This window comes from Terriglobus sp. RCC_193, from assembly GCF_041355105.1.
Lineage (GTDB): Bacteria > Acidobacteriota > Terriglobia > Terriglobales > Acidobacteriaceae > Terriglobus.
Map to the genome: position 1 here is coordinate 59,041 of NZ_JBFUPK010000001.1, position 25,827 is coordinate 84,867.

Sequence of the window (25,827 nt, forward strand, 5' to 3'; positions counted from 1 at the left end):
AAGAAGAAAGGCCCGGCAATTGTGCCGGGCCTTGATCCCTCTGGGGGAGGGAAGTTGATGTTTACCGGTGACCGCCGCCACCACCACCACGGGAACCTCCGCCCCCGCCGCCGTGGAATCCACCACCGCCGCCACCGCTGAAGCCACCACCGCCACCGAAGTTGCCGCCACCCGAAGGTGCTGAGAAGCTGCGTCCACCACCGCCGTAGTTACCGCCGGGTGAGGAAAAGCTCCGCGCTCCGTTAAAGTTGCCGCCTGGCTGCGAGAAGCTGCGGGTCTGGCCACCGGGCTGGCCATAGCGGTTCGCACCACCCGGCTGACCGGCAAATCCATTACCACGGTTAAACGATCCGCCGGGCTGTCCGCCGCGGTTGAAGTTGCCACCGTTCACGCCGCCGCGGAATCCATTCCCTCCGTTAAAGCCGCGTCCGCCGTTGAAGCCAGCGCTGCGGAAGTTCGCCGGAGGATGTCCATTGAACCCCGGTCCACCACCGCGGATATTCCCACGGAAACCACCGTAGCTGCCGTTGTACCAGCGACCGCCGAAGCCCGGTCCGAAGTGGCAATAGGTGCGGTTGTACCAGAAGCGTCCACTGTTCCAGTAGCCGCCATAGAAGCCCACACCAAAGTAGCCCCAGCCGTAGTTCACGCCACCGTAGTAGCCCACGGTTGGACCCCAATAGCCCGCGTTCCACAGCCATCCGCTGTCGTAGCCAGGACCCCACCAACCAGGCGTCCACAGTGCGCCAGTATAGGGAGGCATCACCCAGGCGCCGTTTACCCAGTAATAGTCGTTCGCCGCAGAATCCCATGCCCAGTAGCCGGGCGTCCAGATGTAGCCGTCGCCGGGAGCAACGGGCTGGTCGTATTCGGGAATCGCCGGGGGAGCACCAAAGCTGGCCGCAACCACCACCTGGGCCTGCGCGTCGTTCGTCGTCATCAACGCAGCCACGGGAGCAAGAGACAGGGCAGCAATCGCTGCAAACTTTCCAAACTTCATCATCTCAATCACCATGCCGGATCTTCTTCGCCTGTCCGTCCCCTTGCGGCGGGGTTCGATCGAAGCCCGGTCGGTTCTCCGGGAGCCATCCCGGATCAACGTCATTAATTTGAACACCGAAACCCGGCTCAGGTTGCGGTTGAATGAAAAGCGCCAGTCTCAGCCACCAAAAAGCAGAGCCGGAAGCCTGAAAAGCCGCCGACTCTGCGGGTAAACCCCTTAGAATCTGCCAAAACTGCGTATACCTGAGGGCATGTTGTGACCACCCTGAGGAGCACTGAAGTTCGGGCGATCCCCACCACCAAACCGATTACCGCCCTGCGGAGCCTGGGAAGCACCGCCACGGAAATCATTCGGCTGCGCATTCTGCGCCGGACGATCGAAATTCCGCTGCACCGGCGCGTTCGGCTGAACGGTGTTGTTTCCCCGGCCACCATCCATCGGCATCTCCCGGCGAGGAGGATTCGGTGTATTCACCTGCCCCCCTTGCGGAAACCCACGCTGCGGAGGATTGGGCGTGTTCACCTGCGGAGGCCGGTTCTGGTTGTCATTGCCGCCGGACCAGCGCATGCCATTGTTGCCTCCGTCGCGGTTCGCTCCATCGCGCGCAGGCTGCTGCGTGTTGCCAGTAAACCCGTTGCTACGGCCATCGCTGCCGCGCCCGTCATTTCCACGGAAGTCCTGTGGACTCCCACCGCGGAAGCCATTATTCGACGGAGTAGAAACCACCCCGCGATTAAATCCACGATCACGCTGCGTCATCGTAGGCCCAAAGCGCCGATCCAGCATCGCGCGTTGCTCATCGCGGTTGGGCTGCATACGCAGTCCGCCGGGGCCACCGTTGAACGACACGCGAGCGCCGCCACGGTTCCAGTCGCCTCCCACAGGCCGCACAAACGTGTTGTGAACAAACCGCATATCCACGCGGTTGATCGCCGTGTTGTAAAAGAAGCGGTTGCCGTTCCAGTAGCCGCCCTCATAGCCGGTCCCGAAATAGCCAAAGCCATAGTTCACGCCGCCATAGAAGCCCACTTCCGGGCCCCAATATCCGGCGTTCCATACATAGCCGCTGTTGCCATAAGCCCAATATCCGGGCGTCCACAGCAGGCCGGTTTCCGGCGCCATCACCCACTCGCCGTCCACCCAGTAGTAATCCTGCACCTGGTCGTCCCATGCCCAGTAGCCGGGCGTCCAGAGGTAGCCATCGCCTGGCGCGAAGGGTTGTTCCATCACCGGCAACGGAGGCGGTGCCACCCGCGCCACGCCCACGTTCACTGAGATACCCCACTGCGCACGCAGCGTGGGCGTGGCCATCAGGCTGGCTGCGGCAATAGCAAGAGTTGTCACGGAGGTCCGAACTGCGGTGGGAACGTACATGGTCGTGCTCCTTCCGCCATGCCGCCCCGCATCCCGCGGGTGAGGCTGGCTTACACATGCTCAAACGCAGTTTTGCGACAAAAGTTGCGTATCCCGGCACCGCATCGCCCTGAAAATAAACGTTTCGCGTGGAAATGCTCCGCAGGGCGGCGTTCACACTGCTACAGTGATTTCTGATTCTGTAACGGGAGAACGGTTCGGCCTTGTTCGCAGCGGCGCAGCGCGTACACTTTATCGGGATTGGCGGCATCGGCATGAGCGGCATCGCTGAGATCCTGCTTTCCATGGGTTTCCCTGTCAGCGGATCCGACCTCCGTACCTCGCCCACCACAGACCGCCTCAAGAAACTCGGCGCAGCCATCTTCGTCGGCCACGCCGCAGAACAGGTACGCCCCGCCGACGTCGTCGTCATCAGCTCGGCTGTCGCCAAGGACAATCCCGAAGTCGTCGAAGCCCAGGCCCGCCACATCCCCGTCATCCCCCGCGCTGAGATGCTCGCCGAACTGATGCGCCTGAAATACGGCGTCGCCATCGCTGGCATGCACGGCAAAACCACCACCACCAGCATGGTGGCGGCAGTGCTGGAGACAGGCGGCCTCGACCCCACCGTAGTGGTGGGCGGTCGCGTGGACATGTTCGGTTCCAACGCGCGTCCCGGCCAGTCGCAGTACCTCGTCGCAGAAGCCGATGAGAGCGACCGCAGCTTCCTCAAACTCTCGCCCATCCTCGCCGTTGTCACAAACCTTGATCGCGAACACATGGAAAACTATCGCGACATGGACGACGTGGAGCAGTGCTTCGTCGACTTCATGAACAAGGTCCCGTTCTACGGAGCCACCACCGCCTGCATTGACGACCCGCTCCTGCGCGCCATCCTTCCGCGCGTCACCAAGCGTGTCATGACTTACGGCGAAAGCCCCGAAGCAGACTTCCAGCTCGTCATGCTGCCCGCCGAAGCGGAAAGCTACTCCACCTTTGAAGTGAACGCACGCGGCATCGTGCTCGGCCCGTTCAAGCTGCATGTGCCCGGCAAACACAACGTCCTGAACGCAACGGCTGCCGTTGCCATTGGTGTGGAACTCGGTGTACCGCCAAAGCAGATCGCCGCAGGCTTATCGCGTTTTCGCGGCGTTGATCGCCGTTTCCAGACCAAAGGCGAAGCCCGCGGCGTCACCGTCATTGACGACTACGGTCACCACCCCACCGAAATTCGTGCCACGCTGCAGGCCGCGCGCGACGTAGGCTATCGTCGCGTCCATGTCCTCTTCCAGCCGCATCGTTATACGCGCACACGCGATCTCTTTGAAGATTTCATTCTCGCCTTCAAGAATGCGGATCGCGTGGAAGTAGTGGACATCTACGCCGCCAGCGAACAGCCCATCGAAGGCGTCTCTTCCGGTGCTCTCGTCCGCGCCATGCGCAACGCAGGCATCGACGCCAACTACGCACCCAGCCTCGAAGCCGGCGCACAACGCGTCGCAGAAGCTGCTGCCAAGGGCGAAGCCATTCTCACACTCGGCGCAGGCAGCATCTCGCAGGCAGGCCCCATGATCCTGGAAGCACTGCGCAAATAGCTGGGAACTGCTATTCCCCATGAACTTCTATTCTCCATGGAAGCCGTCATTCTGAGCAAAGCGAAGAATCCCGACGAACTCTCATCCTGCCAAAGCCCTCACAAGCTTCCAGCCACAAACCAAAACCAGCTTCGCAAAGGCGAAGCTCCTACGGTCGAAGACCGTCATCCAACAAGCTCATACGGTTCGAAAGGCCGTCATTCTGAGCGCAGCGAAGAATCCCAACGCATTTCCCCCGGCAACAAGCTCAATCCCTTCCAGCCATAAACCCAAAACCAGCTTCGCAAAGGCGAAGCTCGTACGGTCGAAGACCGTCATCCTGAACGCAGCGAAGCGAAGCTGAAGGACCTGCATTCCCCTCAACCCACTACAACGCACCAGAAAAACCCAACACACCAGTAGCCACGAAACCGGGTGCCCCAGGTTCGCGAAGTTAACCTGGGTATTCGTGCAAAGCACGAACCAGCGAAGCTCCATCGCGCCAAGGGGGCGACTTCTTTGAAGGGGCAGGGCTTCAGCCCTGCCGTTTAACCCGAACCGAGAAAGCGGCTTCAGCCGCTGAGGGGATGCAGGGTAAAGTGTTGCCATGCTCCGCAAGGTCCTTTCGCTCGCTCTCTGTGCCGTCACACTTTCTGCCGCCGCTCAAAAACACACACTCGCCGACGACGTAAACCCGCTCGTAGGCACCTCCGCAGAAGGCAATACCTTCCCCGGAGTGGGCGTGCCCTACGGCATGACGTCATGGACACCCGCGATCACGCGGACAGAGAAAAAGGGCACCGTGGCCTACCTGTACGACGCGCCACGACTCTACGGCATCCGTGCCACACACTTCCTCTCCGGCTCCGCAGTGCAGGACTACGGCAGCTTCCAATTCCTCGCAGGCACCGGCAGTTTCCCCACGGACGCATCGCAGCGAGCCTCCCGCTTTCCACATACCGACGAACACACCTCACCCTATCGCTATGACGTTTCCTTGCCTGATCTGCACGTCAAAGCCAGCGTGACGGCGCTCTCGCACAGCGGCCTGCTGTCGTTTACGTTCCAGCAGTCCGGCCCCGCATGGCTTCAGGTGGAAAACCTCGCCCCCGGCGGCGACGCTATCCTCACAGTCGACGCCGCACACCGCGAAATCACCGGCATCAATCCCGTACGACGTTTCTATCGCGGCACCGGCAAATCAGCAGGCTTCGCAGGCTACGTCGTCATCCGTTTCGACCACGACTTCACCACAGGCACATCGTGGAAGGCCAGCAACGCCGCCGAAGCGGGCGCACCCGGCTCCGAGCAGGCAGTGCAAGCTGCAATCCACATCGGTGCCGATTTTCAACCCGCTGGAACCGCCATCACCTTCAACGTGAAGCAGGGTGAAACGGTGCGCGCACGTATCGGCACCTCATTCGTCTCCATCGACGAAGCCAGAAAGAATCTCGCAGCAGAAATCCCCACGTTTGACGCAGCCACAACCGAAGCAAAATCGCACGCCACATGGGACCGTGCGCTGGGCAAGATTGAAATCAACGGACCCGAAGCCGACCGCCGTGTCTTTTACACCGCCATGTACCACGCGATCCTGGTGCCGCGCACCTTCAGCGACGTAAGCGGCACCAGGCCAAAATTCGCGGTCGGTGGAACAGTGCAGGGCAGCGGCGACTACTACGAAGATTTCTCCGCCTGGGACACCTTCCGCGCGCTCCATCCGCTGCTCACCATCATTGACCCTGACCGCGACGCCGCCATGGTCCGCTCGCTCATCCTTAAAGGTGAAGAGGGCGGCTTCCTGCCCATCTTCCCCATGTGGAACAGCTACACCTCCGCCATGGTCGGCGACCATGCCGCCGTCATCATCGCTGACGCCTACCTGAAGGGCATCCGCGGCTTCGACATCAACCGCGCCTACCCGCTCATGCGCCGCAACGCCTTTGAGCAGCCGAAGACCATCGAGGAATACAAGGACGGCAAAGGCCGCCGCGCTCTCGACGACTACCTGAAACTCGGCTACGTCCCGCTGGAAAACAAGGTCCTCGACGCCTTCCACCAGCAGGAGCAGGTCTCACGCACACTCGAATACGCCTATGACGATTTCGTCGTAGCGCAGGTCGCAAAGTCACTCGGCAAAACAGAAGACGCAGCCACGCTGATGAAGCGTGCACAGAACTACCGCAACATCATCGACCCGCAAACCGGCTTCGCCCGAGGCCGCCACGCCGACGGCACATGGGACTCGCCCTTCGACCCCGCAAAGCCCTACAAGTACATCACCGAAGGCCTGCCCTTCCAGTACACCTTCTTCGTGCCTCAGGACATCCCGGGCCTCATCCAGTTAGAGGGCGGCAACACAGGCTTCACCAGGAAGCTCGACGAACTCTTCGCACGCAAGCTCTACGACCACGGCAACGAACCCTCGCACGCCATCACCTACCTCTACGACTACGCAGGCGAAGCTTGGAAGACACAGCAGGAGGTCGCCGTCACGCGCAAGAACTGGTATCAGGATCGCCCGGATGGCCTCGCTGGCAACGACGACGCAGGCCAGATGTCCGCGTGGTACCTCCTCAGCGCACTCGGCTTCTACCCCGTAACGCCCGGCATCACCGCCTACGAAATCGGCACGCCCTTACTGCCCGACGCAAAGATCCATCTCACCAACGGCAAAACCTTCCACATCCACGCCGAAGGCGTCAGCCCGCAAAACATCTACATCCAGTCCGCCACGTTGAACGGCAAACCACTCAACAACTTCTGGATCAAACACAGCGACATCATCAACGGCGGCGAACTCACCTTCAAAATGGGCCTACAACCCAACAAACAATGGCCGTCAGAATCGAAGCTGCCGCAATAACCAAAGGAACTGCGTTGCTCCAACAGTCAACGACCGTCATCCTGAACGCAGCGAAGCGGAGCTGAAGGACCTGCATTCCTCCACACCCTCTACAACGCGTCAGGAAAGCAAAACGCATCAATAGCCACGAAACCGGGTGCCCCAGGTTCGCGAAGCTAACCTGGGTATTCGTGCAAAGCACGAACCAGCGAAGCTCCATCGTGCCAAGGGCGCGACTTCTTTGAAGGGGCAGGGCTTCAGCCCTGCCGTAAAGCCCCATCAAGAAAAGCGGCTTCAGCCGCTGAGGGAATCTTTCCACAACTCCACCCTTGACCCCACCCAAAACAACGCCTAAGCTCACCTCAGAAAAGGCGAATAAATGGCGAATGCGGCGAACCTCTTTCCCATCCTCGATCAACCCCGCGTCAACGGCCTCGGGCGCATGGCGCTCGAAAGCGAACACCTTGACGCGGGCCACGACGTCGACTTCCGCACACTCGCCGTCCGCTCCATCCTGAACAAGTCCGTCTCCAAACGCATGCACTGGATGGCGTGGTCCATCAACCCTTACCGCGGCTGCGAATTCGGCTGCCGCTACTGCTACGCCCGCTACACCCACGAGTTCCTCGCGCCAGCCGCCACCGAACCCATCCGAGGCACACTTGCCGCCGACGCGGAGTCCGCCATAAGATCGTCATCCCGACCGGACCCTGAGCGTGTCGAAGGGGTAGCGGAGGGACCTGCACTCCTCCCGCACCACGAGAATGCGTCAGGCAATCCCCAGGAGATCAACCTCCGCGACCCCGAAGCCTTCGAGCGCCGCATCTTCGCCAAGCAAAACGCCGCATGGCTTCTCGAGCAGGACCTCCGTCGCATGGCAAAACAACGCAAGCTCCACGAAGAGATCGCGCTCGGCACCGCCACCGACCCCTGGCAGCCCATCGAGCGCCGCATGAAGATCACGCGCAGCCTTCTCGAAGTCCTCGCGCGGCATGAAGGATTGAAGATCGGCATGATCACCAAATCCTCCCTCATCCAGCGCGACCTCGACCTGCTCCAGCAGATCAACGAACGCAGCACACTGGTCGTGCACATCACCATCACCACGCCCGACGCGGAACTCGCACGCAAGCTCGAACCCCGTGCCCCACGGCCCGATCTGCGTTTTGAAACCGTGCGTAAACTGCGCGAAGCAGGCATCCGCACCGGCATCCTCAACTGTCCCCTGTTACCCGGCATCACGGACACAGCGGAAGCCATCGACCGCATGGCCGCGCTCGCCAGGAGCGTCAACGCCAGCTTCCTCGGGGCCAATCCACTCTTCCTCAAATCCTGCTCACGCCCCACGTACTTCGAGTTCATCCGTGAACACTTCCCGCATCTGCAGGCGCTCTACATGGAACGTTTTCGCGACATGGACTTCGCCTCTCGCCCCTACCGCGAACGTCTTCGGGCGCTGGTCAAAGCAAGCTGTATCCGCCACAAAGTAGGCGAACGTCACATGGACAGCCTGCTCAACGGAGAAGACCGCAACGAAAAGAAGCCCTCACGCTCTGCAACCTTCGCAGAAGCGCAAGGGCGTCTCTTCGCTTGAGAAACAGGATAGTTAAGAAACGAAACTAACGAGTCACGATCACCGCTTCCGGCCGTGACGCATACTCCGCCCATGAACCGTCATACAAACTCAGCTTCTCAGCACCGGCCAACTCCAGCGCCAGCGAAACCACTGCCGCCGTCACACCGGACCCGCATGAAGTCGTGCAGGGCTGCGAAAGATCAACACCCTTCGCCCCAAAATACTCCCGTAGCTCCTCCGGTGATTTCATCTTTCCATCCGCAGCCAGTTCCATAAACGGAGCATTCACCGCACCCGGCATATGCCCGGAAGAAAGCCCAGCACGCGGCTCCGGCGCTGTGCCATCAAACCGCCCCTTCGCTCTTGCATCCAGAATCTGTTCCCCACGTGCAATCTTCCCCTGCAACTCCGCAAACGTCGTCATCACGCCTGGCTTCAATTCCGCCGCAAACGACGCGCGCTCCCGTGTCACCTCGCCACTTTCCAGCGGCAACCCCGCAGCCTTCCACGCAGCCAGACCACCATCCAGCAGATGCACATCCTTCGCGCCAAAGCTGCGCAGCATCCATACCGCACGCGGGGCAGAGAACACACCCACCTGCTCATAGACCACGATGGTGTCATCCTTCCCAATGCCCAGCGCTTCCATGCTCGCGCCAAAACTCTCCGCGGCAGGCAGCGTATGCGGCAGACCGGACGAGTGGTCACTCAGGTCATCAATCGAAAAGAAAACAGCACCCGGCAGATGTTCTGCCACATAGCGCCCGCGCGTATCCACCGCAGGCGTCACACCCACCGGAGGCATCGTCGCATCCACCAGGACCAGCTTCCTGTCGCCCAGCCGATCCGCCACCCACTGCGTACTCACAATCAGGTTCATAGGCATTCAGGGTAGCAGCCAGGCGGGTTGACCTTCAGCGGTAATCGGAGTCTCATAGAAGACAGGAACATGGTGCGGCGTCGATTCACAACACGCGCATTCTGGCTGATGCTGGCAGTGGCTGGCCTCTTCAGCATGTTCACGGTCCAATCCACCTACACGCTGAAGTTCAACCACATCCCCGGCAGGCTGAATGCCCGTGCCGGCGGCACTGCGGCATCTCTGGCGCAGCGTGAACGTGTGGAGAAGGTCGCTGCTGATCTGGCGCAGGCTGAGGAATCGCCTGTCATGGACCTCAGCGTTGCCGTACTGGCTCCCGAACCAGGTACCATGCCGGTTCAACAGCGCGCAGTATCTGTATTACCTGCATCGCCGGGTCTGTGGCCGCCACCACTACTCTTCCGACCACCGCCAGCACTCTCCGTCGCCTGAAGCCCTCGCGCAGCGCTTGCCTGCGCGCAGTTCCTTCTCGTCTGGCACCCAACGGAGAGCTTCGTCATGACATCTGCCTGCCTCACTTCCTCTCAGCGTCAGCAGCTTCTGCTGCAACTCGTTGTGGATCATCGCAACTATTTCCTGCGCATCGCCTATCGAATCCTGCATAACGAGCACGACGCGGAAGACACCCTGCAGAACGCCTTTTATTCCGCATGGAAAGCCCTCGATGGCTTCCGTGAAGATGCCCAGTGGAAGACCTGGTTTACCAGCATCGTCATCAACAAATCCCTGGCCCTCCTGCGTTCGCAAAAGGTGCGCCTCGCCGCATCCATTGACGAGGACCCTCTGCTGCTCTCGGAGTTTGAAATGCAACGCGCCGACCACATGGAAACACCGGAGCGCACACTCCTCCGCAACGAAGACCACAGCATCCTGCTCCTGCGCATGGAGCGTTTACCGGCGGGAACCCAGGCGGTCCTGCGTATGCGCTACTTCGAAGAGCTCTCCGTCGAAACTATCGCAGCCCGTCGCGGAGCCACGCCCCGCAGCGTGGAAGGCCACCTGATGCGTGGCAAGAAGCTCCTTCGCCGCGACGCCCATAAAGTGCCGCGAGCCTTACTGCGCCCCGCAACACGCGCATTTGCGGTCACGGCAGCGTAAATCGCACATGCCGCGCCGGTCTTGATTCATCCAGATACCGGCGCGGCCTACAATAAAAGGTGCATGTCTTCCGAACAGATCGTCGAAACAAACAACCCGGCCACCGAAGAACCCAAGCGTTATCAGCCCAACGAGATTGAGCCGCGCCTGCAGGCCGCCTGGGACGCTGACCCATCGCTGTACGCCGCCGACCCCATCGCCACCAGCCAAAAGCCGAAGTATTACGTGCTGGAAATGCTGCCGTACCCCTCCGGCAAGCTGCACATGGGCCACGTCCGCAACTACTCCATCGGCGACGCCCTCGCGCGCTACCAGTGGATGAACGGCTTCAACGTCCTTCACCCCATGGGCTGGGACTCTTTCGGCCTGCCCGCGGAAAATGCAGCCATCAAGAACAACACCGCGCCACGCGAATGGACGCTGAACAACATCGCGGAGATGCGCAAGCAGATGCAGCGCATGGGCCTGTCGTATGACTGGTCGCGCGAAGTCACCACCTGCCTGCCCGAGTACTATCGCTGGAACCAGTGGCTCTTCCTGGAAATGCTGAAGCGCGACCTCGCCTTCCGTCGCAAGAGCAAGGTCAACTGGTGCCCCAACTGCAACACCGTTCTCGCCAATGAGCAGGTCATCGCCGGCTGTTGCTGGCGCCATGAAGACACGCTCGTGGAACAGCGCGACCTCACCCAATGGTTCTTCCGCATCACCAACTACGCGGACGAACTGCTCGACGGCCTCGACAACCTCGAAGGCTGGCCGGAAAAAGTGCGCGTCATGCAGCGCAACTGGATCGGTCGCAGTGAAGGCGCTGAAGTCACATTCGCTGTCGATGGCTGCACGGACAACATGACCATCACGGTCTTCACCACGCGCATTGACACCATCTTCGGCGCATCCTCGCTGCAACTCGCGCCGGACCATCCCATCGTGCAGCACTGGGCTGGCGCGGACGCGAAGCTGTCCGTTGAAGTGGATAAGATGCTGGCCGAGCAGAAGACCGCGCGCGACACCGATATGCTGGGCGAACTGCCCAAGCACGGCGTCCCCACCGGTCGCAGCGTCATCAATCCTTTCAACGGCGAGAAGCTACCGGTGTGGATAGCGAACTACGTCCTCTCCGGCTACGGCACCGGCGCGGTCATGAGCGTACCTGCGCATGACGAGCGTGACTTCGAGTTTGCAACGAAGTACAACCTGCCCATCAAGCGAGTGATCGCGCCCAACCTCGACACCAACGATCTGCCTTTGCCGTATACCGACAAAGCAGAAGCCGTGCTGATCGACAGTGGTGAATGGACAGGCGAAGCCGTCCTCGAAGCGCAGGACAAGATGTCGTCCTTCGCAGAGAAGAACGGCTTCGGCAAGAAGACAACAACGTATCGCCTGAAGGACTGGGGCGTCTCGCGTCAGCGTTACTGGGGTACACCCATCCCTGTCGTCTACTGCGACAAGTGCGGCATGCAGCCAGTGCCTGAGAACCAGTTGCCTGTGTTGCTGCCGGAGAATGTTGATCTCGCGGTGGTCGATGGCTCGCCGCTCTCGCGCGCGGAAGACTTCGTCAACACCACCTGCCCGCAGTGCGACGGTCCAGCGCGCCGCGAGACCGATACCATGGACACCTTCGTCGATTCGTCCTGGTACTTCTATCGCTACACGGACGCACACAACAACACCGCACCCTTCGCCAGCGAAGCCGCAAACTACTGGTTCCCCATCGACCAGTACATCGGCGGCGTCGAACACGCAATCCTGCATCTGATCTATTCGCGTTACTGGACAAAGGTCATGCGCGACATCGGCCTCATCAAAAATAGCGAGCCCGCAACGCGCCTCTTTACGCAGGGCATGGTCATCAAGAACGGCGCGAAGATGTCCAAGTCCAAGGGCAACGTCGTCTCGCCCGACGACATGATCGCCAAGTACGGCGCGGACGCCACGCGCATGTACGCCTTGTTCGCTGCACCGCCGGATCGCGATCTGGAGTGGCAGGAAGAGGGCGTCGCAGGCGTTTATCGTTTCCTCTCGCGCGTGCATCGCCTCACCACCAAGTACGCTGCGCAGTGCGCGGCAACCGAGCGCAAGACGTTGATCGAAGACCTCAGCGTCGAAGGCCAGCATCTGCTGCGCAAACTCCATCAGACCATCGCGAAGATCACGCTGGACTTCAGTGGCCGCTGGCACTTCAACACCTGCATCGCCTCCATCATGATGCTGGTAAATGAAATTTCCGCCAGCGAAGCGAAGATGGATGCAGGCAACGTTTCGCCCGCCACCATTCGTGAAATCTTCCGTGGCCTTGTACTTCTGCTCGCACCTTTCGCTCCATTCCTCTCGCAGGAACTGTGGGGCGAGCTTGGCCATACCGGCATCGTCTTCCGTCAGCCCTGGCCCATCGCGGATGCGGAGCTTGCGCGCGAAGATGAGATCGAAATCCCCGTGCAGATCAACGGCAAACTCGTCAACGTCATCAAGGTCGATGCAGCCGCCGACGCAGAAACCATCAAGGCCGCCGCTAAAGCCGATGAGAAGGTCGCCGCACGCATCGCAGGCAAGGCCATCGTCAAGGAGATATTCGTCCCCGGCAAGATGGTCAACCTCGTCGTGAAGGGATAGTTAGTTTGGTTAAGGAACAGCAGCGCGCCACGCAGGGATTCGTCGCCACACTCACACAGGTGCGCAACCATCCCTCGTGGGTGCTGCTGGAAATCGCATGGCGATGGCTCTTTGGCATCCCCGCCATCGCCATCGTTTACGTGCACGCGGCAAAACTCTTCGCATCACTCCCCTGGCGCGAAACCAATATCGAAGCACTCACGGTGAATCAGCTCCTCACCGATCCCATGAAGGCCTCCGCCACCATCGCGGACTTCGCAACCATCATTCTTCCCGGTCTGCTGCACATCGCATCGTGGCTTGCACCGCTGTTGCTTGTGGTCTGGGCCATCGTCTCTGGCATCGGACGCACCCTCGTTCTTCGCCGCATCGATTCCACATTACAGCCGCGCATCGGCACCATGGTTGCGTTGCAACTGTTGCGTATCCTGCCATTGGCCGCATTGTTTACCGCGTGGTTCTTCGGTGTGCAGGCGCTGGGCCGCTGGACGATCGTGAATCCCATCGCCAGCGGTGGCGAACCCATCATCATGGGCTACGTGGGCGGCGTCATCTTCCTCACGCTCGGACTGTTTGTTATCTCCGCGCTCATCGGCTGGATCTTCAGCCTCGCGCCGCTGCTCTCCGCCCTCAACCGCAGCAGCGTAGGTCGTAGCATCGCAGAAGCCATCCGCACCGGCGGCCTGCGCAGTGGACTGATCGAAATCAATCTCGTCCTCGGCATCGTCAAGATCGCACTGCTCGTTCTCGCTGTGGTCTTCTCCGCGTGTCCGTTGCCTTTCCAAACCGAACTCACAGATCAGTTCCTTTTCGTCTGGAACTGTGTCATCGCCGTCTGGTATTTCATCGCGTCCGACTTCTTCCACGTAGCGCGTCTCGCAGGCTACCTCCAACTCATCCGTCCGCAGTCGCAGATCTCTGAATAAGGCGAACAGTAGCCCATAAGATAAGGCGAACAGTAGCCCGTCATTCTGAGCGCAGCGAAGAATCCCAACGCATGTTCCATCGCCAAGGCATTCCAAAGTTCCTGGCAACGAACTGGGTGCCCCAGGTTCGCGAAGCTAACCTGGGTATCGCGCAAAGCGCGATCCTACGAACCAGGTTCGCAAAGCGAAGCTCTATACGGACCAAAGGTCGTCATCCTGAGCGAAGCCGAAGCACCTGCATTCTTTACCCCTCATGAGAACGACGAAGGAAACCAACGGCAGCAATCCCGCCGCACAGTTTGCAGAGGAATCACCGCTATGTCCTTTGGTCTTTATGCCTTCGGATACATCGTCATCCTCTTAGTCAGCGCAGGCATTGTTACCAGCGTCGTAAGCACCGCCTGAGGAACAAATTCGAATAGCGAACTCCAGGCGAAGATTCACAGGCACGTCTGTAACCTGCGGAAGTTACAATCAGCCTTGTGGACAGTTCAACCATCGTCATTCTGGATTTTGGCGCGCAGTATACGCAGCTGATTGCACGTCGTGTACGCGAGTTCAATGTTTTCTCCGTCGTTCTGCCTTGCACCGCCTCGCTTGAGAGCATCCGCGCGCAGAACCCCATCGGTATCATCCTCTCCGGCGGCCCCAGCTCCGTGTACGACGCGGACGCGCCCAACGCAGACCCCGCAGTGCTCAAGTTTGGTCTGCCCACGCTCGGCATCTGCTACGGCATGCAGTTCATGGCGCATCACCTCGGCGGCAAAGTCACGCCTGCGGATAAGCGCGAATACGGCAACGCTATTGTCGACGTGAAGAAAACCAACAAGCTCTTCGCTGGCCTTCCTGCAAAGCTCGATGTATGGATGAGCCACGGCGACAGCGTCGTTGAACTCCCCGCAGGCTTCGTCATTGCAGGCGAAACGCACAACGCCATCTCTTCCATCGCGGACGAAAAGCGCAAGATGTATGCGGTGCAATGGCACCCTGAAGTCGCGCATTCAAAGCAGGGGACCGAGCTGCTGAAGAATTTCGTGCTCAACATCTGCGGCGCAAAAGCTGACTGGACCCCCGCACACTTCATCACCTCCACGGTAGAAGCCATTCGCAAACAGGTGGGCAAGGGACACGCCATCTGCGCGCTCTCCGGCGGTGTGGATTCGGCTGTTGCAGCGGTGCTCGTCTCACGCGCCATCGGCGATCGTCTTACCTGCATCTTCGTCAACAACGGTGTACTCCGCAAAAACGAGTTCGAGCAGGTGCAGGCCAACATGCGCACCAAGCTCGGCCTCAATGTGGTTGCTGTCGACGCGTCGAAGCGCTTCCTCTCGCAACTCGGCGGCATCACCGACCCCGAAACCAAGCGCAAGATCATCGGCCGCGAATTCATCTCCGTATTCGACGACGAAGCCGCACGCATCCTCAGCGAACAGGAGCAGCACGGCGAACTGCAGCACGACGCCGCTGGCAACGAGATCGCATGGCTCGTACAGGGCACACTTTACCCGGACGTCATCGAATCCTCCAGCGTCAAGGGCCCGTCGCAGACCATCAAGAGCCACCACAACGTCGGTGGCCTGCCGGAAAACATGAAGCTCAAACTCATTGAGCCATTGCGCGACCTCTTCAAGGATGAAGTGCGCCGTGTGGGTCGCGATCTTGGTATGCCTGAAGAAGTGCTCGAACGCCAGCCCTTCCCCGGCCCCGGCCTCGCCGTCCGCATCGTCGGCGAAATCACACCGGAGCGCGTAGAAATCCTGCAGAACGCCGACGACATCGTCGTGAGCGAAATCAAGAAGGCAGGCCTCTACAAGCAGATCTGGCAGAGCTTCGCCGTCCTGCTGCCGGTCAAATCAGTCGGCGTCATGGGCGACCAGCGCACCTACGCTTACACCTGCGCCGTTCGCGCGGTGCACAGTGACGACGGCATGACCGCCGACTGGGTGCCGCTACCCTACGAAGTCCTCAAGACCATCAGCAGCCGCATCGTGAACGAAGTCCGCGGCATCAACCGCGTCGTCTACGACATCACCTCAAAACCACCCGGCACCATTGAGTGGGAATAGTACTTCGTAGCGTTCTCGACACGCTTACACAAATGCGATGCCCGTCCGTGACACACCCACGGACGGGCATCGCATTTTCAACATCAAGCACAAGCAACACTCACGCGTTATCCAGCGAAGCTTCTGCATATGAAGCGGGGCGCCAGCAAAGCTCAAACGAACGAAGCGCGTCATCCTGAGCGAAGCCGAAGGACCTGCTTTCCTCGGTGCTCACTCCGACGCTGCTCGGAGTGCAAGCTCTCGAAAGAGCAGAAGATCAGCGTTCCAGAACCACGTGTGTGGCGACTTCGGTCGCCGCATGTTCTTTTACGCTGAACCCAAGCGAAGGCAGATCAAGTCCCGCCAGCAGGTTCTCACCACGGCCCAGCAACACTGGAGAAAACGCCAGGTGGACACTGTCCACAAGTCCCGCCTGCAGATACTGCCGAGCGGTTAAAGTTCCCCCGCCAATGCGAACATGCTTCCCACCCGCAGCCTGCTTCGCCTTCTCCAGCGCGGAGCCAATGCCATCCGTCACAAAGTAAAAGGTCGTCCCACCCTTCATCACAATCGGATCGCGCGGATGATGCGTCAGCACAAACGTGGGCACGTGATACGGCGGCTCCTCGCCCCACCAACCCTTCCAGCTTTCATCCGGCCACGGCCCACGCACCGGCCCAAACATGTTGCGTCCCAGAATCCACGCACCATTACCTTCCATCGCGCGGCGGGCAAAGATGTCATCTGCAGTGTCCACGCCCTCGCCTGGCGTGCCATGCATCGCCTGAAAGGTCTTCGTCTGAAAGAACCACTGCATCAACTCCGGCCCACGTTTGCCCAGCGGATCATTCAGGCTCTGCTCGATACCCGCAGCAAATCCATCCAGCGAAACCGAAAATCCCGCAATCCGAACTTTCCCCATATATGGCCTCTACTTGTTATTTGCAAAGAATGTAATCGTCACATTCACCGTGTGCGTCTCTGGATGCGCCACGGAATCAAACTTTGCGGTGTATGGTGCCAGCGATCGCAGCGCCGTATTGTTCTGTAGAAATTTTGCAGCATAAATGGAATCCCACACAGACCCCGGTTTCAGCTTCCAGTTTGCGTCAAAATCTTTCTGTGCCTGTCCTGATAAACCCGTGTTGTGGACACTGTCCACATAATAGACCACGCCCGGTGAAATCGTCAGGGTATAAGCCACCGTGTGATTCGCCGTATCGGTCTTCAGTGTCGGCACAATCGTCGCATCCACATAGCCCTGCCGATGGTAAGCGTCCGACATTGAAAACAAAAGGCCATCGCAAATCACGATGGCATTCGTTTCCGTATTCGGGAAAGCTGCACGCCCTCCACTATCGAGTGGCAATCGTTGCTCGTTGTGTCTTCGCCTCGCCTTTGGTCAGCCAGCGTTTTAGCAGTGCTCGCGCCGGCAGATCGTACACATAGTCCACGAACAAGGCCAATGCCACAAGCAGGCAGGCGTAAAGCAGGCCGGACCACGGCCGGTAAACCTCTGCGGAGTGATGGGCCACGTTTGCCCAGATGCGCGTGTAGAGCTGCACCAGCGGCGCCTGCAGAACATAAATGGCATACGATGCCTGACCAAGCAAAAGAAAGACTCGTAAGTATCGCGGCTTGGGTTGAGTGCTTGCCCCTGCAAACACCAGCATCGGAAAGAGCAAAAGAGAAGCCAGAACTTCGTATGCAACCAGAAAACGTCCCGGAATGGGAGCAGCCAGAATGGCAACTAACAGAATTGAAATGACACCTGGTGAGACTTTCCAGCGGACACTGGTCTTCTGCCAGAACCGAAAGAGCAGAATCCCAAGTGAATAAGAACACAGCACGCGAAACAGAGCGAAGACAGCGAAGGGGTTTGTAGCGCCAAAGTCAAAATTGCCCAGCCGAATTGCGGCGATCAGTATGCCGGTCAGACCAATGACGATGCCCGCCAGAAGCTTCATCGTCGACGGTCGTTTGTAAAATACCGCGTGAATAACGTTGGCAAGAAGCTCCATCAGAACAGACCACGACGGCATATTCAAAGGGAAGATGACTGTGCCGGGACCGCCCATATAAGGCAGAAAAACCAATCCCAGTCCCAGGAATGTCAGGACCGTGCTGGTCGAGCCAACGGACGTCCCATGTATCGCCTGCAAACGGTTGACGAGAAAGCCGAACAATAATCCGAGACAGTACAGCGGATAAAGTCTTGCGACCCGCACCCGGAGAAATTGACGCAGCGACCACCCGGATGCCAGCCGCCCCTGGTATGCAAAGGTCAGAACAAACCCGCTCAGCAGAAAGAAGAAATCAACTGCAAGATATCCCTGCGGAACAATCTGCCTGCCGACCAGTGCAGGATAGTGGAATAGAACGACTGCAATCGCAGCGACGCCCCGTAACCCGTCCAGCGTGGCGAAGGTGTGAGGGTGCACCTTCGGTGTTGCGGCGGATTCGGATCTTGGGTCCAGGGGTTTCACCACAACTCCAGCGAAGGCTCAATATGGATGGCAATGGGCTGCGATCCTCAACAACGAGGTACGCAATTTCTAATGACTCAAGTTCTTATCATGGTAACGGAGTGTAGTTCCTATCCCTGGGATACAAAACCGAAGCGGATGGAAACAGAGCCGCCCACCGGGCGGCTCTATCAGTGTCCGTTCCGGGTTTATTAAAGTTCAGCTAGCGAGCCTGCGCCATACTTCAGGTACCAGGGCGAAGCTGCCTTCAACGCCTCATTCACGTTCTTAATGTTCTCCACGCCCGTGGTGTCCAGCCATGCTTCAAAGGCCGCCGCACCCTGCTGCGCGTAGATATTAATGCCGTCGTACCACGTCGCACGACCGCACAGAACACCATTGAACTTCGTGCCGCTTTCACCCGCCAGCGCCAGCGTTTCAATGAAGATCGGATTCGTCACACCGGCTGACAGGTAGATGAACGGCTTGTCCGTCACCGTCTCCGCATCGCGGAAATACTGCAGCGCCTGCGCACGTGTGTAAGCCGATTCGCCCTTGAACGCCTTCGTGCCTTCCACGAAAGTCATCTCAACAGGAACTTCCACCTTCAGCACGTCCACGCCATAGCGATCCTTGGTGAACTCCTCCATCGTCTTCGTGACGACGGATGGCTTCTTGCGCGCATACTCCAGCGTCTTCTCGCCCTTGCCGCCTTCGTCATAACCCACCGGCTCCAGGAAAAAGGGAATATCGTGCCAGCGGCATTCATCGCCAATGCGCTCAATCCACGCCTGCTTCAGGTCGTTGACGCGAGCGTCTTCGTACGGCGTGTAATACAGCAGAATCTTCACGCAGTCCGCCCCCGCTTCCTTCAAGCGGCGAACACTCCACAGGTCCAGCAAATCCGGCAGACGTCCCGGCGTGGTGGCATCATAGCCGGTCTTTTCATAGGCCAGCAGCAGGCCCGCATCGTTCCGCTGACGCGCCGCAGGCAGACCATATTCCGGATCCAGCAGAATCGCCGACGCATACTTCGTCAGCGTCTTCGTTACCAGTTCCTTGAAGATAACCAGATCATCGCCCGACGCAGCCGAACCGCGTGCTGTGCCAATCGACTTCTGCAGCGATCCGCGCTGGTCCATGGCCGCTGCGGCAATCACACCGCGTGCATCGGATACAGCCTTCAATCCCTTGATCTTTCCCGGTGTTGGCTTCGTTGCCACTGTCATCCTCCCTGTTTTGAATCGCTTCATTATTTTATCGGCGCGCGAACACCGCATGAACGGTGTGACACAGTTGCATCACACCACGGACCGATAAACGCGCGAACACTTAGCTCTGCAGCAGGTCTTCCTGCAGCCGGATAAGCTGTCGGATGCCGTTCTCAGCCAGGTCGAGCATCTCGCCAAGTTGCGTCCGGGAATACGGCACCTTCTCCGCTGTCGCCTGTGTCTCCACCAGCCCGCCGGAAGCCGTCATCACCACGTTCATGTCCACTTCCGCCTGCGAATCTTCTTCATACGCCAGGTCCAGCAGCACCTGCCCATCCACAATGCCCACAGACGTCGCAGCCACCAGCTCCCGCATCGGCGACTTCGTCAGTGTTCCCGCCTTCACCAGCCGGTTCAGCGCCAGTGCCAGCGCCGCACACGCCCCGGTGATCGCCGCAGTCCGCGTGCCGCCGTCGGCCTGGATCACATCGCAATCCAGCACAATCGACCGCTCGCCCAGCGCCTTCAGGTCCACCACGCTGCGCAGCGAACGTCCAATCAGCCGCTGAATCTCATGCGTTCTGCCGCCAATCTTGCCGCGTTCGCTCTCCCGCGGGGTGCGCGTGAGCGTAGCTCTCGGTAACATGCTGTACTCTGCGGTAACCCATCCCTTGCCGCTGTTCCGTAGCCATCCCGGCACGGTCGGTTCCACGGTGGCGTTGCAAAGTACGCGCGTGTTCCCAACCTCCACCAGTACAGAACCTTCTGCGGTAGCCACAAAATCCCGGATCAGCCGTATCGGCCGAAGCTCGTCCACACCACGATCATTGCTGCGAAAAATCACTTCCTTGTTCTCACTCATCCTCTTCAGTATCACCGATTGTTGCGAATGGCGGATTTTTGCGTCAGTCGTTCCATTTTGGGAATGAGTTTCCCGTAACGAACCAAAAATAATACGTACCCATTGCCCTCTTTTCGGTTACTTTTCGAGCATTACTTAGGTCGCAAAGAGTACGTTAATTGAGTAACCAAAGAACGATGCCCGAACCATTGAAGCCCTTGAATACCTTCCCGCTCCCCGGTCTTTCGGATGAAAGGTTGCCGGTTTCGCGCGGCCCTGCCCCGGATCTCTCTCATAGCCATCATGTCGCCCGCTGGTCCTTTTCTTCGCCGCTTGCCCCTTTACCAGAAGGAGCGGATATCCCTCAGCTCTCTCTGTCGGATCGCAAACTCGAACTCCTCGTCGTCGACGACGATCTGCCTGTACTCAAAGCCTGCTGTGAAGTCGCAGCGGGCATGGGATTCGCCGTTCATGCTGCCAATACTTCAGAGCAGGCGCGTGAGGTCATCCGCATCCACGCGATCGATGTCGTATTGATGGACCTGCGCATGCCCGGCGGCGGCCTGTCGCTGTTGGAAGACGTGCGCCGCGTCCGTCCGCGGACCTCCGTGGTCATCATGACTGCCTTCGCCACTGTCTCATCCGCCGTGGAAGCCATGCGCATGGGCGCCACCGATTACCTCACCAAGCCCTTCGCCATGGACGAACTTACCAGCGTTCTGGAACGCGCCGGCCAGCGCCGAACGTTTGAGATTGAGGGGCAGCGCGTGCAGGGCAGCCTCCGCGCCCAGGCCGGATTCGGCAATCTCGTCGGCCGTTCGCCGGAGATGGAAAAGCTTTACCGCATCATCTCCAAGGTTGCCACGGCAAACCACCCTGTACTCATCCTGGGTGAAAGTGGCTCCGGCAAAGAAACCGTTGCGCGTGCCATTCATGCCAGCGGTCCGCTGGCCACCCGTGGATTTCACGTTCTGGAGTGCGGACAGCTTGCCCCGGCTGTTCTGGAAAGTGAACTCTTCGGCTTTACCCGCGGCGCGTATACCGGTTTTGACCGTTCGCAGGTACCGCTGCTTGCGTCACCTGAGGGCGGCACCGTGTTTCTCGACGGCATCAGTGAAATGCCTCTGGAGCTGCAGGCGCGCCTGATGCGTGTCTTGCAGGATCGACAGATCACCCCTCCCGGTGCGCCTCAGGCCATGCCGCTCACCGCGCGTGTGCTTGCCGGTTCCAGCCGCGATCTGGCGGCACTTGTGGCGCAGGGACAGTTTCGCAAGGATCTGTATTACAGGCTCAACGTTGTCAGCCTGCGCATTCCGGCTTTGCGGGAACGCCGCGAAGATATTCCGCTCCTGTTGGAATACTTCCTTGTACGCATGCGCCGCGAACGCGCCACCACCTACCGTTTTTCGCCGGAAGCCATGGAGATTCTTACCTCCTACGATTGGCCCGGCAATGTCCGCGAGTTGGAAAGCGCCATCGAGCGTGCTTGTGCCCTTTCCAGCGGACCTGTCCTTTACATGGGCGATCTCCCCACGCAGATGCATCAGAAGATGTCCACGGACACTGCTGCCGCACTGACGCGTGTAGATGAACGCCCGTCACAACCTTCGGTTCCGGCTGCGGACCGTCCCTCGAATCCCATCGTCTCCATTGCGGAGCTCGAACGGGAGGCAATCCTCCACACCATTCGCCAGCTCCACGGCGACAAATTGATGGCTGCAAAACTACTCGGTATTGGGAAAACAACCCTGTACCGCAAACTTAAGGAATACGGCATCTCAGATATTTAGCCAGGCATGACCGGGGTTTTCACTCCGGCGTGCACTGAGGAGAATGCCGCCCACAATTGTTGTTTTTGTCGTACGGTTCTTCGCTGCTTTGGATTGTTTTTCTTTTTCCTCTTCCCGATTTTCGTAAACCGTCGAGATGTGAGGCGGAAATATGGAGAAGACAGTATTAATCGTCACCGCCATGGAAGGCGCCGAGAACCTGGCTCGCGCTCTCTCCCGTGAAGCGGATGCAATCGTTGAAATCGCCAGGAGTCGTCGTGCTGCATTGGCACGTCTGCGGCGCGGGCCGGTCACCGCGTTGCTGCTGGATTCCGCGTTGTCCGACGCGGAAATGACCACCTCTGACATCGTGTGGCAGAACGCGAACGGGGCAGTCCCATTGGAGATTCCTCTCTCCAGCCTGGGAGCGCTCGGTGTCGTGCGCCTGCTGCAAAGTGTCCTGGAAGGACGCAGGCAAGCGGAAACCGTCGGACGGAAGCAGGCCGCGGCAGCCGTAGCGGAAGAACTTCAATCCACACTCACCAGCCTGTTACTGGAAAGTGACCTTCTCTCGCGGGACAAGGCTCTCTCTCCAGATCTCGCGGAGAAGGCGCGCATCGTAAAGGGGCTTGCGGACACGCTCCGGGTGCGACTTCGATCGGAGTGTCGAGACTCTCCGCCTGGCCTAGCCCCTGTCATACTCCAGCGAGCTGGCTGAGTTCGTCGACCATCGTGATGCTCAGGTTCCTTAACAGAAACCTGGGCATCACGATGGTCTTCGAACGTCATCGTCAACCAGCGAATCTCCCACAGCCGAGGGGCTGTCATTCTGAGCGCAGCGAAGAATCCCAACAAAGTCTCGTCCTGCCAAGGTCTCTGGTAACTTCCAGCCAAAGAACCAAAACCAGCTTCGCAAAAGCGAAGCTCGTACGCGCAAAGGAGCGTCATCCTGAGTGAAGCCGAAGCATGCCCTCGAGCGAAGCGAAGGGGACCTGCTTTCTTCTCCACCCTCTACAACGCTGAGGGAAGCCAGGCATCCCCACGCCTTGTTAAAAGCGTCATCTTTACGCCTCTGCTATGCTGCCCAAGGCATCTGCACCTTCGGGGCTATTAAGAACCCGTATCCGCAGGTAAAGCTCTAAGGAGAACCACCCATGTCCGAACAGGCCCCTGTTACCATCACCGTCCGCCCCAACGGCCCGCTCCGCGTGGAAGGCCACATCCGCCTCATCGACGCCGACGGCGCCGAATGGGATCTCACCGGCAAGCCAGCCGTCTCCCTCTGCCGTTGCGGCGCCAGCGAAAAGCGCCCGTTCTGCGACGGAGCCCACAACCGCATCGGCTTCCAGTGCATGACCTCGCCCGGCAACCTCACCGGCAAGTAACCAACAACGAAAATGCCCCGGAACTGAGAAATCAGTCCGGGGCATTTCATTTCCGCGATACCCGACGCTTATTTCTCGGAGTACCACTTCTCCAGGTCGTCGTGCATTTCCTTCAGCGCGTCCACATTCAGATACACCATGTGCCCCGCCGGATAGTAGCCATACTTCACGTTGCCAGCCTGGGACTTTGGCAGCATCATCTGGGCCAGGTCATGCTCCGTACCAAAGAACGGAGTCGCCAGGTCATACCAGCCATTCGCTGAAAACACGCGCAGACTCGGGTTCTTACGCATCGCATCCGACAGGTCGGTCACCGTATTCGGCTGTGCCGGAGCCTGCCCAGCACCACCGCCGCCACGCATACCGGAGGGACGGTGATGCCAATCCCAGTTGCCGCCCGGAGCGCGCAGGTCGTACGTGGTGTCGGGGTTGTGCTTCAACTCCTTCTGCATGTACTCGTGGAAAGCACCGACATACGCACCAGAGATACCGGTATCCGAAGGATCATAGCCCGGCGTCTCACCTGCATCGTCCGTGTCTGTGCCTTCAAAGCGAGCGTCGTAACGACCCAGCGTCAGGCCCTTGTCGCGCAGCAGCTCCTTGCGGAAGCGCGAAGGATCAATGCGCAGCTTCACCTGCTTGCAGTACGTCACGGAAAGCCCTGTGAATCCAGCCAGCTTCGTGGCCACGGCGTCAAACTCAGCGGCAGGCAACTGGTCACCCTGGTCCAGCGCAATGGCGTACTCGCCGCGTGTAAACTCGCGGGCCTTCTGCACAAAGTCCTTCATGGTGCCGGTATGCGGAACCTTGTTGTGATACCAGGCAATCGCCGCATAGCTTGGAATGTAGCGTTTGGTATCCAGGTCATAGCCCGGCGAATTCACAAAGTAGTTCAGCACCGACGACAGCAGCGTAACGCCATTGAAGGCAATGCCATCATTATTCAGCGACGCCACCAGCGCAGCCGAACGCGGCGTGCCATAGCTCTCGCCAAACAGATACTTCGGTGACGACCAGCGCTGGTTCACCGTGATGTAGCGCGTAATGAACTTGTTGAACGCGCGCACGTCCTGATCCACGCCCTGGAAGTCCGTAGCCTTGCCCTTGCCCACCAGCCGCGAGTAGCCGGTCAGCGGCGCATCAATGAACACCAAGTCCGTCTTATCGATCAGGCTGTACTGGTTCTGCACCCATTCAAACGGCGGCGCGCCCGATGCCTCAGGGCTCTTGGTGATCACGCGGACCGGCCCCATCGAACCCATGTGCAGCCAGATGGTCGCCGAACCGGGCCCGCCGTTGTAAAAGAACGTCACTGGGCGCGACTTCGCATGCACACCATCTTCGGTGTAAGCCACGTAAGACATGGTGCCAATCGGCTTGGAATCCTGCCCTTCACCGTTGATCAGCAGAACACCGGCTGTCGCGGTGTAGTGGACGGTGCGACTGCCTGCGGTCCAGTCGTGATGCGTAACGGAGTTCGTCTCAGCCGGAATGGGCAGTTCGCCTTCAGGAGTATTGGCGGCAGGTGCGCCGGCATTGGCTGTGCGGCCACGCTGAGGAGCGGTGGCTGCGGGTGCGTCAGGCTTTGCAGGTGTTGCCGTCGCTGGCTCTTGTGCACAGAGCGAAAGCGGCAGTAGCAAAAACGAAAGCGCGGATGTAGCAACAAGTCGAGCGCGCGGGTCCAAAGAGAAGGTCCTCCGTTACAGAAAACTGTTGTATCGATAATCAGAGAGTAGACGACAACGTATACCTGCGGCGCGACAAATTCCGCAACAAGCGCCAAACGCGCGACCAAGGACCGAAGGCCAGCCAAGTTCCAAAGCACGAAGATGTGCACAGCACTCCAACAGCCAAAGAACATCCCCCAGCGAAGCTCCCACGGTTGCAGACCATCCCCCAGCGAAGCTCATACGGTCGAAAGACCGTCATTCTGAGCGAAGCGAAGAATCCCAACGCATTTTCCTACAACGACACGTTCGAGCGCCTTCCAGCCACAGAACCGAACCAGCTTCGCAAAGCGAAGCTCCTACGGTCGAAAGACCGTCCCCCAGCGAAGCTCCTACGGTCGCAGACCGTCATCCTGAACGAAGCGAAGCGTAGCTGAAGGACCTGCATTCCTTCACACCTCTACAACGCACCAGGAAACCCCAACAAACCAGCAGCCCAAAAACCGGGTGCCCCAGGTTCGAGAAGCTAACCTGGGTATCGCTCGGCTTTTCGAGAACGGTACGAAGTACGCGACC

Annotated in this window: 21 protein-coding genes; 11 read left to right on the forward strand and 10 right to left on the reverse strand. The window is 59.3% G+C overall.

What is annotated here, in order from left to right; genetic code table 11:
* Positions 1-61: 61 nt before the first annotated feature.
* The gene (locus AB6729_RS00255) at positions 62-1,015 is read right to left on the reverse strand and encodes a colicin transporter (RefSeq protein ID WP_371079556.1); all 954 of its coding nucleotides are present in this window, start codon (positions 1,013-1,015) and stop codon (positions 62-64) included.
* Between the two features lie 204 nt (positions 1,016-1,219).
* Positions 1,220-2,347, reverse strand: a complete 1,128-nt coding sequence (locus AB6729_RS00260; RefSeq protein ID WP_371079557.1) for a colicin transporter — start codon at positions 2,345-2,347, stop codon at positions 1,220-1,222.
* Positions 2,348-2,580: 233 nt separating this feature from the next.
* On the opposite strand from AB6729_RS00260, the gene murC reads away from it, so the two are divergent.
* On the forward strand, positions 2,581-3,951 hold the full coding sequence (gene murC, locus AB6729_RS00265) for a UDP-N-acetylmuramate--L-alanine ligase (RefSeq protein WP_371079558.1): 1,371 nt from the start codon (positions 2,581-2,583) through the stop codon (positions 3,949-3,951).
* A 177-nt stretch (positions 3,952-4,128) separates the two neighbouring features.
* Here the strand turns inward: murC and AB6729_RS00270 are convergent, their stop codons facing one another.
* On the reverse strand, positions 4,129-4,539 hold the full coding sequence (locus AB6729_RS00270) for a hypothetical protein (RefSeq protein WP_371079559.1): 411 nt from the start codon (positions 4,537-4,539) through the stop codon (positions 4,129-4,131).
* Here AB6729_RS00270 and AB6729_RS00275 point away from each other — a divergent pair.
* Together AB6729_RS00275 and AB6729_RS00280 are read left to right on the forward strand one after the other, a co-directional pair.
* Positions 4,538-6,796, forward strand: a complete 2,259-nt coding sequence (locus AB6729_RS00275; RefSeq protein ID WP_371079560.1) for a GH92 family glycosyl hydrolase — start codon at positions 4,538-4,540, stop codon at positions 6,794-6,796. The genes AB6729_RS00270 and AB6729_RS00275 overlap by 2 nt on opposite strands.
* A 358-nt stretch (positions 6,797-7,154) precedes the next feature.
* Positions 7,155-8,369: a radical SAM protein gene (locus tag AB6729_RS00280; protein WP_371079561.1), complete on the forward strand. Its 1,215-nt coding sequence runs from the start codon at positions 7,155-7,157 to the stop codon at positions 8,367-8,369.
* Between the two features lie 25 nt (positions 8,370-8,394).
* On the opposite strand, the gene sseA is transcribed toward AB6729_RS00280, so the two are convergent.
* Positions 8,395-9,231: a 3-mercaptopyruvate sulfurtransferase gene (sseA, locus tag AB6729_RS00285; RefSeq protein WP_371079562.1), complete on the reverse strand. Its 837-nt coding sequence runs from the start codon at positions 9,229-9,231 to the stop codon at positions 8,395-8,397.
* 69 nt (positions 9,232-9,300) lie between these two features.
* Between sseA and AB6729_RS00290 the strand changes: the two genes are divergently transcribed.
* The 5 genes from AB6729_RS00290 (at position 9,301) to guaA (ending at position 15,934) form a co-directional block, all read left to right on the forward strand.
* Positions 9,301-9,663 carry a hypothetical protein gene (locus AB6729_RS00290; protein ID WP_371079563.1) on the forward strand — a complete coding sequence of 121 codons (363 nt, stop codon included), beginning with the start codon at positions 9,301-9,303 and terminating at the stop codon, positions 9,661-9,663.
* Between the two features lie 66 nt (positions 9,664-9,729).
* Entirely contained in the window at positions 9,730-10,329 is a 600-nt protein-coding gene (locus AB6729_RS00295; RefSeq protein WP_371079564.1) for an RNA polymerase sigma factor, read from the forward strand.
* 63 nt (positions 10,330-10,392) lie between these two features.
* Positions 10,393-12,942: a leucine--tRNA ligase gene (gene leuS / locus AB6729_RS00300; RefSeq protein WP_371079565.1), complete on the forward strand. Its 2,550-nt coding sequence runs from the start codon at positions 10,393-10,395 to the stop codon at positions 12,940-12,942.
* A gap of 5 nt (positions 12,943-12,947) precedes the next feature.
* Positions 12,948-13,868, forward strand: coding sequence for a hypothetical protein (locus tag AB6729_RS00305; protein ID WP_371079566.1), 921 nt, complete (start codon positions 12,948-12,950; stop codon positions 13,866-13,868).
* A 482-nt stretch (positions 13,869-14,350) separates the two neighbouring features.
* Positions 14,351-15,934: a glutamine-hydrolyzing GMP synthase gene (gene guaA / locus AB6729_RS00310; RefSeq protein ID WP_371079567.1), complete on the forward strand. Its 1,584-nt coding sequence runs from the start codon at positions 14,351-14,353 to the stop codon at positions 15,932-15,934.
* A 256-nt stretch (positions 15,935-16,190) separates the two neighbouring features.
* Here the strand turns inward: guaA and AB6729_RS00315 are convergent, their stop codons facing one another.
* The 5 genes from AB6729_RS00315 to rph form a co-directional block, all read right to left on the reverse strand.
* The gene (locus tag AB6729_RS00315; protein ID WP_371079568.1) at positions 16,191-16,835 is read right to left on the reverse strand and encodes a dihydrofolate reductase family protein; all 645 of its coding nucleotides are present in this window, start codon (positions 16,833-16,835) and stop codon (positions 16,191-16,193) included.
* A gap of 9 nt (positions 16,836-16,844) precedes the next feature.
* Entirely contained in the window at positions 16,845-17,198 is a 354-nt protein-coding gene (locus AB6729_RS00320) for a hypothetical protein (RefSeq protein ID WP_371079569.1), read from the reverse strand.
* Positions 17,199-17,268: 70 nt separating this feature from the next.
* The gene (locus AB6729_RS00325; RefSeq protein WP_371079570.1) at positions 17,269-18,399 is read right to left on the reverse strand and encodes an acyltransferase family protein; all 1,131 of its coding nucleotides are present in this window, start codon (positions 18,397-18,399) and stop codon (positions 17,269-17,271) included.
* Between the two features lie 191 nt (positions 18,400-18,590).
* Entirely contained in the window at positions 18,591-19,601 is a 1,011-nt protein-coding gene (locus AB6729_RS00330; RefSeq protein ID WP_371079571.1) for a tagatose 1,6-diphosphate aldolase, read from the reverse strand.
* 109 nt (positions 19,602-19,710) lie between these two features.
* Positions 19,711-20,451, reverse strand: coding sequence for a ribonuclease PH (rph, locus tag AB6729_RS00335; protein ID WP_371079572.1), 741 nt, complete (start codon positions 20,449-20,451; stop codon positions 19,711-19,713).
* 236 nt (positions 20,452-20,687) lie between these two features.
* Here rph and AB6729_RS00340 point away from each other — a divergent pair, with 236 nt between their 5' ends.
* From AB6729_RS00340 to AB6729_RS00350, 3 genes are all read left to right on the forward strand, one after another.
* Positions 20,688-22,220, forward strand: coding sequence for a sigma-54-dependent transcriptional regulator (locus tag AB6729_RS00340; RefSeq protein ID WP_371079573.1), 1,533 nt, complete (start codon positions 20,688-20,690; stop codon positions 22,218-22,220).
* A 151-nt stretch (positions 22,221-22,371) separates the two neighbouring features.
* Positions 22,372-22,917 (forward strand): hypothetical protein, encoded by a 546-nt coding sequence (locus AB6729_RS00345; RefSeq protein WP_371079574.1) that lies wholly within the window; start codon positions 22,372-22,374, stop codon positions 22,915-22,917.
* Positions 22,918-23,353: 436 nt separating this feature from the next.
* Positions 23,354-23,584 (forward strand): CDGSH iron-sulfur domain-containing protein, encoded by a 231-nt coding sequence (locus tag AB6729_RS00350; RefSeq protein ID WP_083343676.1) that lies wholly within the window; start codon positions 23,354-23,356, stop codon positions 23,582-23,584.
* Between the two features lie 68 nt (positions 23,585-23,652).
* Here AB6729_RS00350 and AB6729_RS00355 read toward each other — a convergent pair whose 3' ends face one another.
* The gene (locus AB6729_RS00355; RefSeq protein WP_371079575.1) at positions 23,653-25,269 is read right to left on the reverse strand and encodes a S10 family peptidase; all 1,617 of its coding nucleotides are present in this window, start codon (positions 25,267-25,269) and stop codon (positions 23,653-23,655) included.
* Between the last annotated feature and the right edge of the window lie 558 nt (positions 25,270-25,827).

Bases quoted from the DNA above. Each gene is read 5' to 3' on its own strand.
- AB6729_RS00255 (WP_371079556.1), bottom strand. From the start codon at position 1,015: ATGGTGATTGAGATGATGAAGTTTGGAAAGTTTGCAGCGATTGCTGCC.
- AB6729_RS00290 (WP_371079563.1), top strand. From the start codon at position 9,301: ATGGTGCGGCGTCGATTCACAACACGCGCATTCTGGCTGATGCTGGCA.
- leuS (WP_371079565.1), top strand. From the start codon at position 10,393: ATGTCTTCCGAACAGATCGTCGAAACAAACAACCCGGCCACCGAAGAA.
- sseA (WP_371079562.1), bottom strand. From the start codon at position 9,231: ATGAACCTGATTGTGAGTACGCAGTGGGTGGCGGATCGGCTGGGCGAC.
- AB6729_RS00295 (WP_371079564.1), top strand. From the start codon at position 9,730: ATGACATCTGCCTGCCTCACTTCCTCTCAGCGTCAGCAGCTTCTGCTG.
- AB6729_RS00280 (WP_371079561.1), top strand. From the start codon at position 7,155: ATGGCGAATGCGGCGAACCTCTTTCCCATCCTCGATCAACCCCGCGTC.
- AB6729_RS00315 (WP_371079568.1), bottom strand. From the start codon at position 16,835: ATGGGGAAAGTTCGGATTGCGGGATTTTCGGTTTCGCTGGATGGATTT.
- AB6729_RS00350 (WP_083343676.1), top strand. From the start codon at position 23,354: ATGTCCGAACAGGCCCCTGTTACCATCACCGTCCGCCCCAACGGCCCG.
- AB6729_RS00275 (WP_371079560.1), top strand. From the start codon at position 4,538: ATGCTCCGCAAGGTCCTTTCGCTCGCTCTCTGTGCCGTCACACTTTCT.
- AB6729_RS00320 (WP_371079569.1), bottom strand. From the start codon at position 17,198: ATGTCGGACGCTTACCATCGGCAGGGCTATGTGGATGCGACGATTGTG.
- AB6729_RS00270 (WP_371079559.1), bottom strand. From the start codon at position 4,539: ATGGCAACACTTTACCCTGCATCCCCTCAGCGGCTGAAGCCGCTTTCT.
- AB6729_RS00345 (WP_371079574.1), top strand. From the start codon at position 22,372: ATGGAGAAGACAGTATTAATCGTCACCGCCATGGAAGGCGCCGAGAAC.
- rph (WP_371079572.1), bottom strand. From the start codon at position 20,451: ATGAGTGAGAACAAGGAAGTGATTTTTCGCAGCAATGATCGTGGTGTG.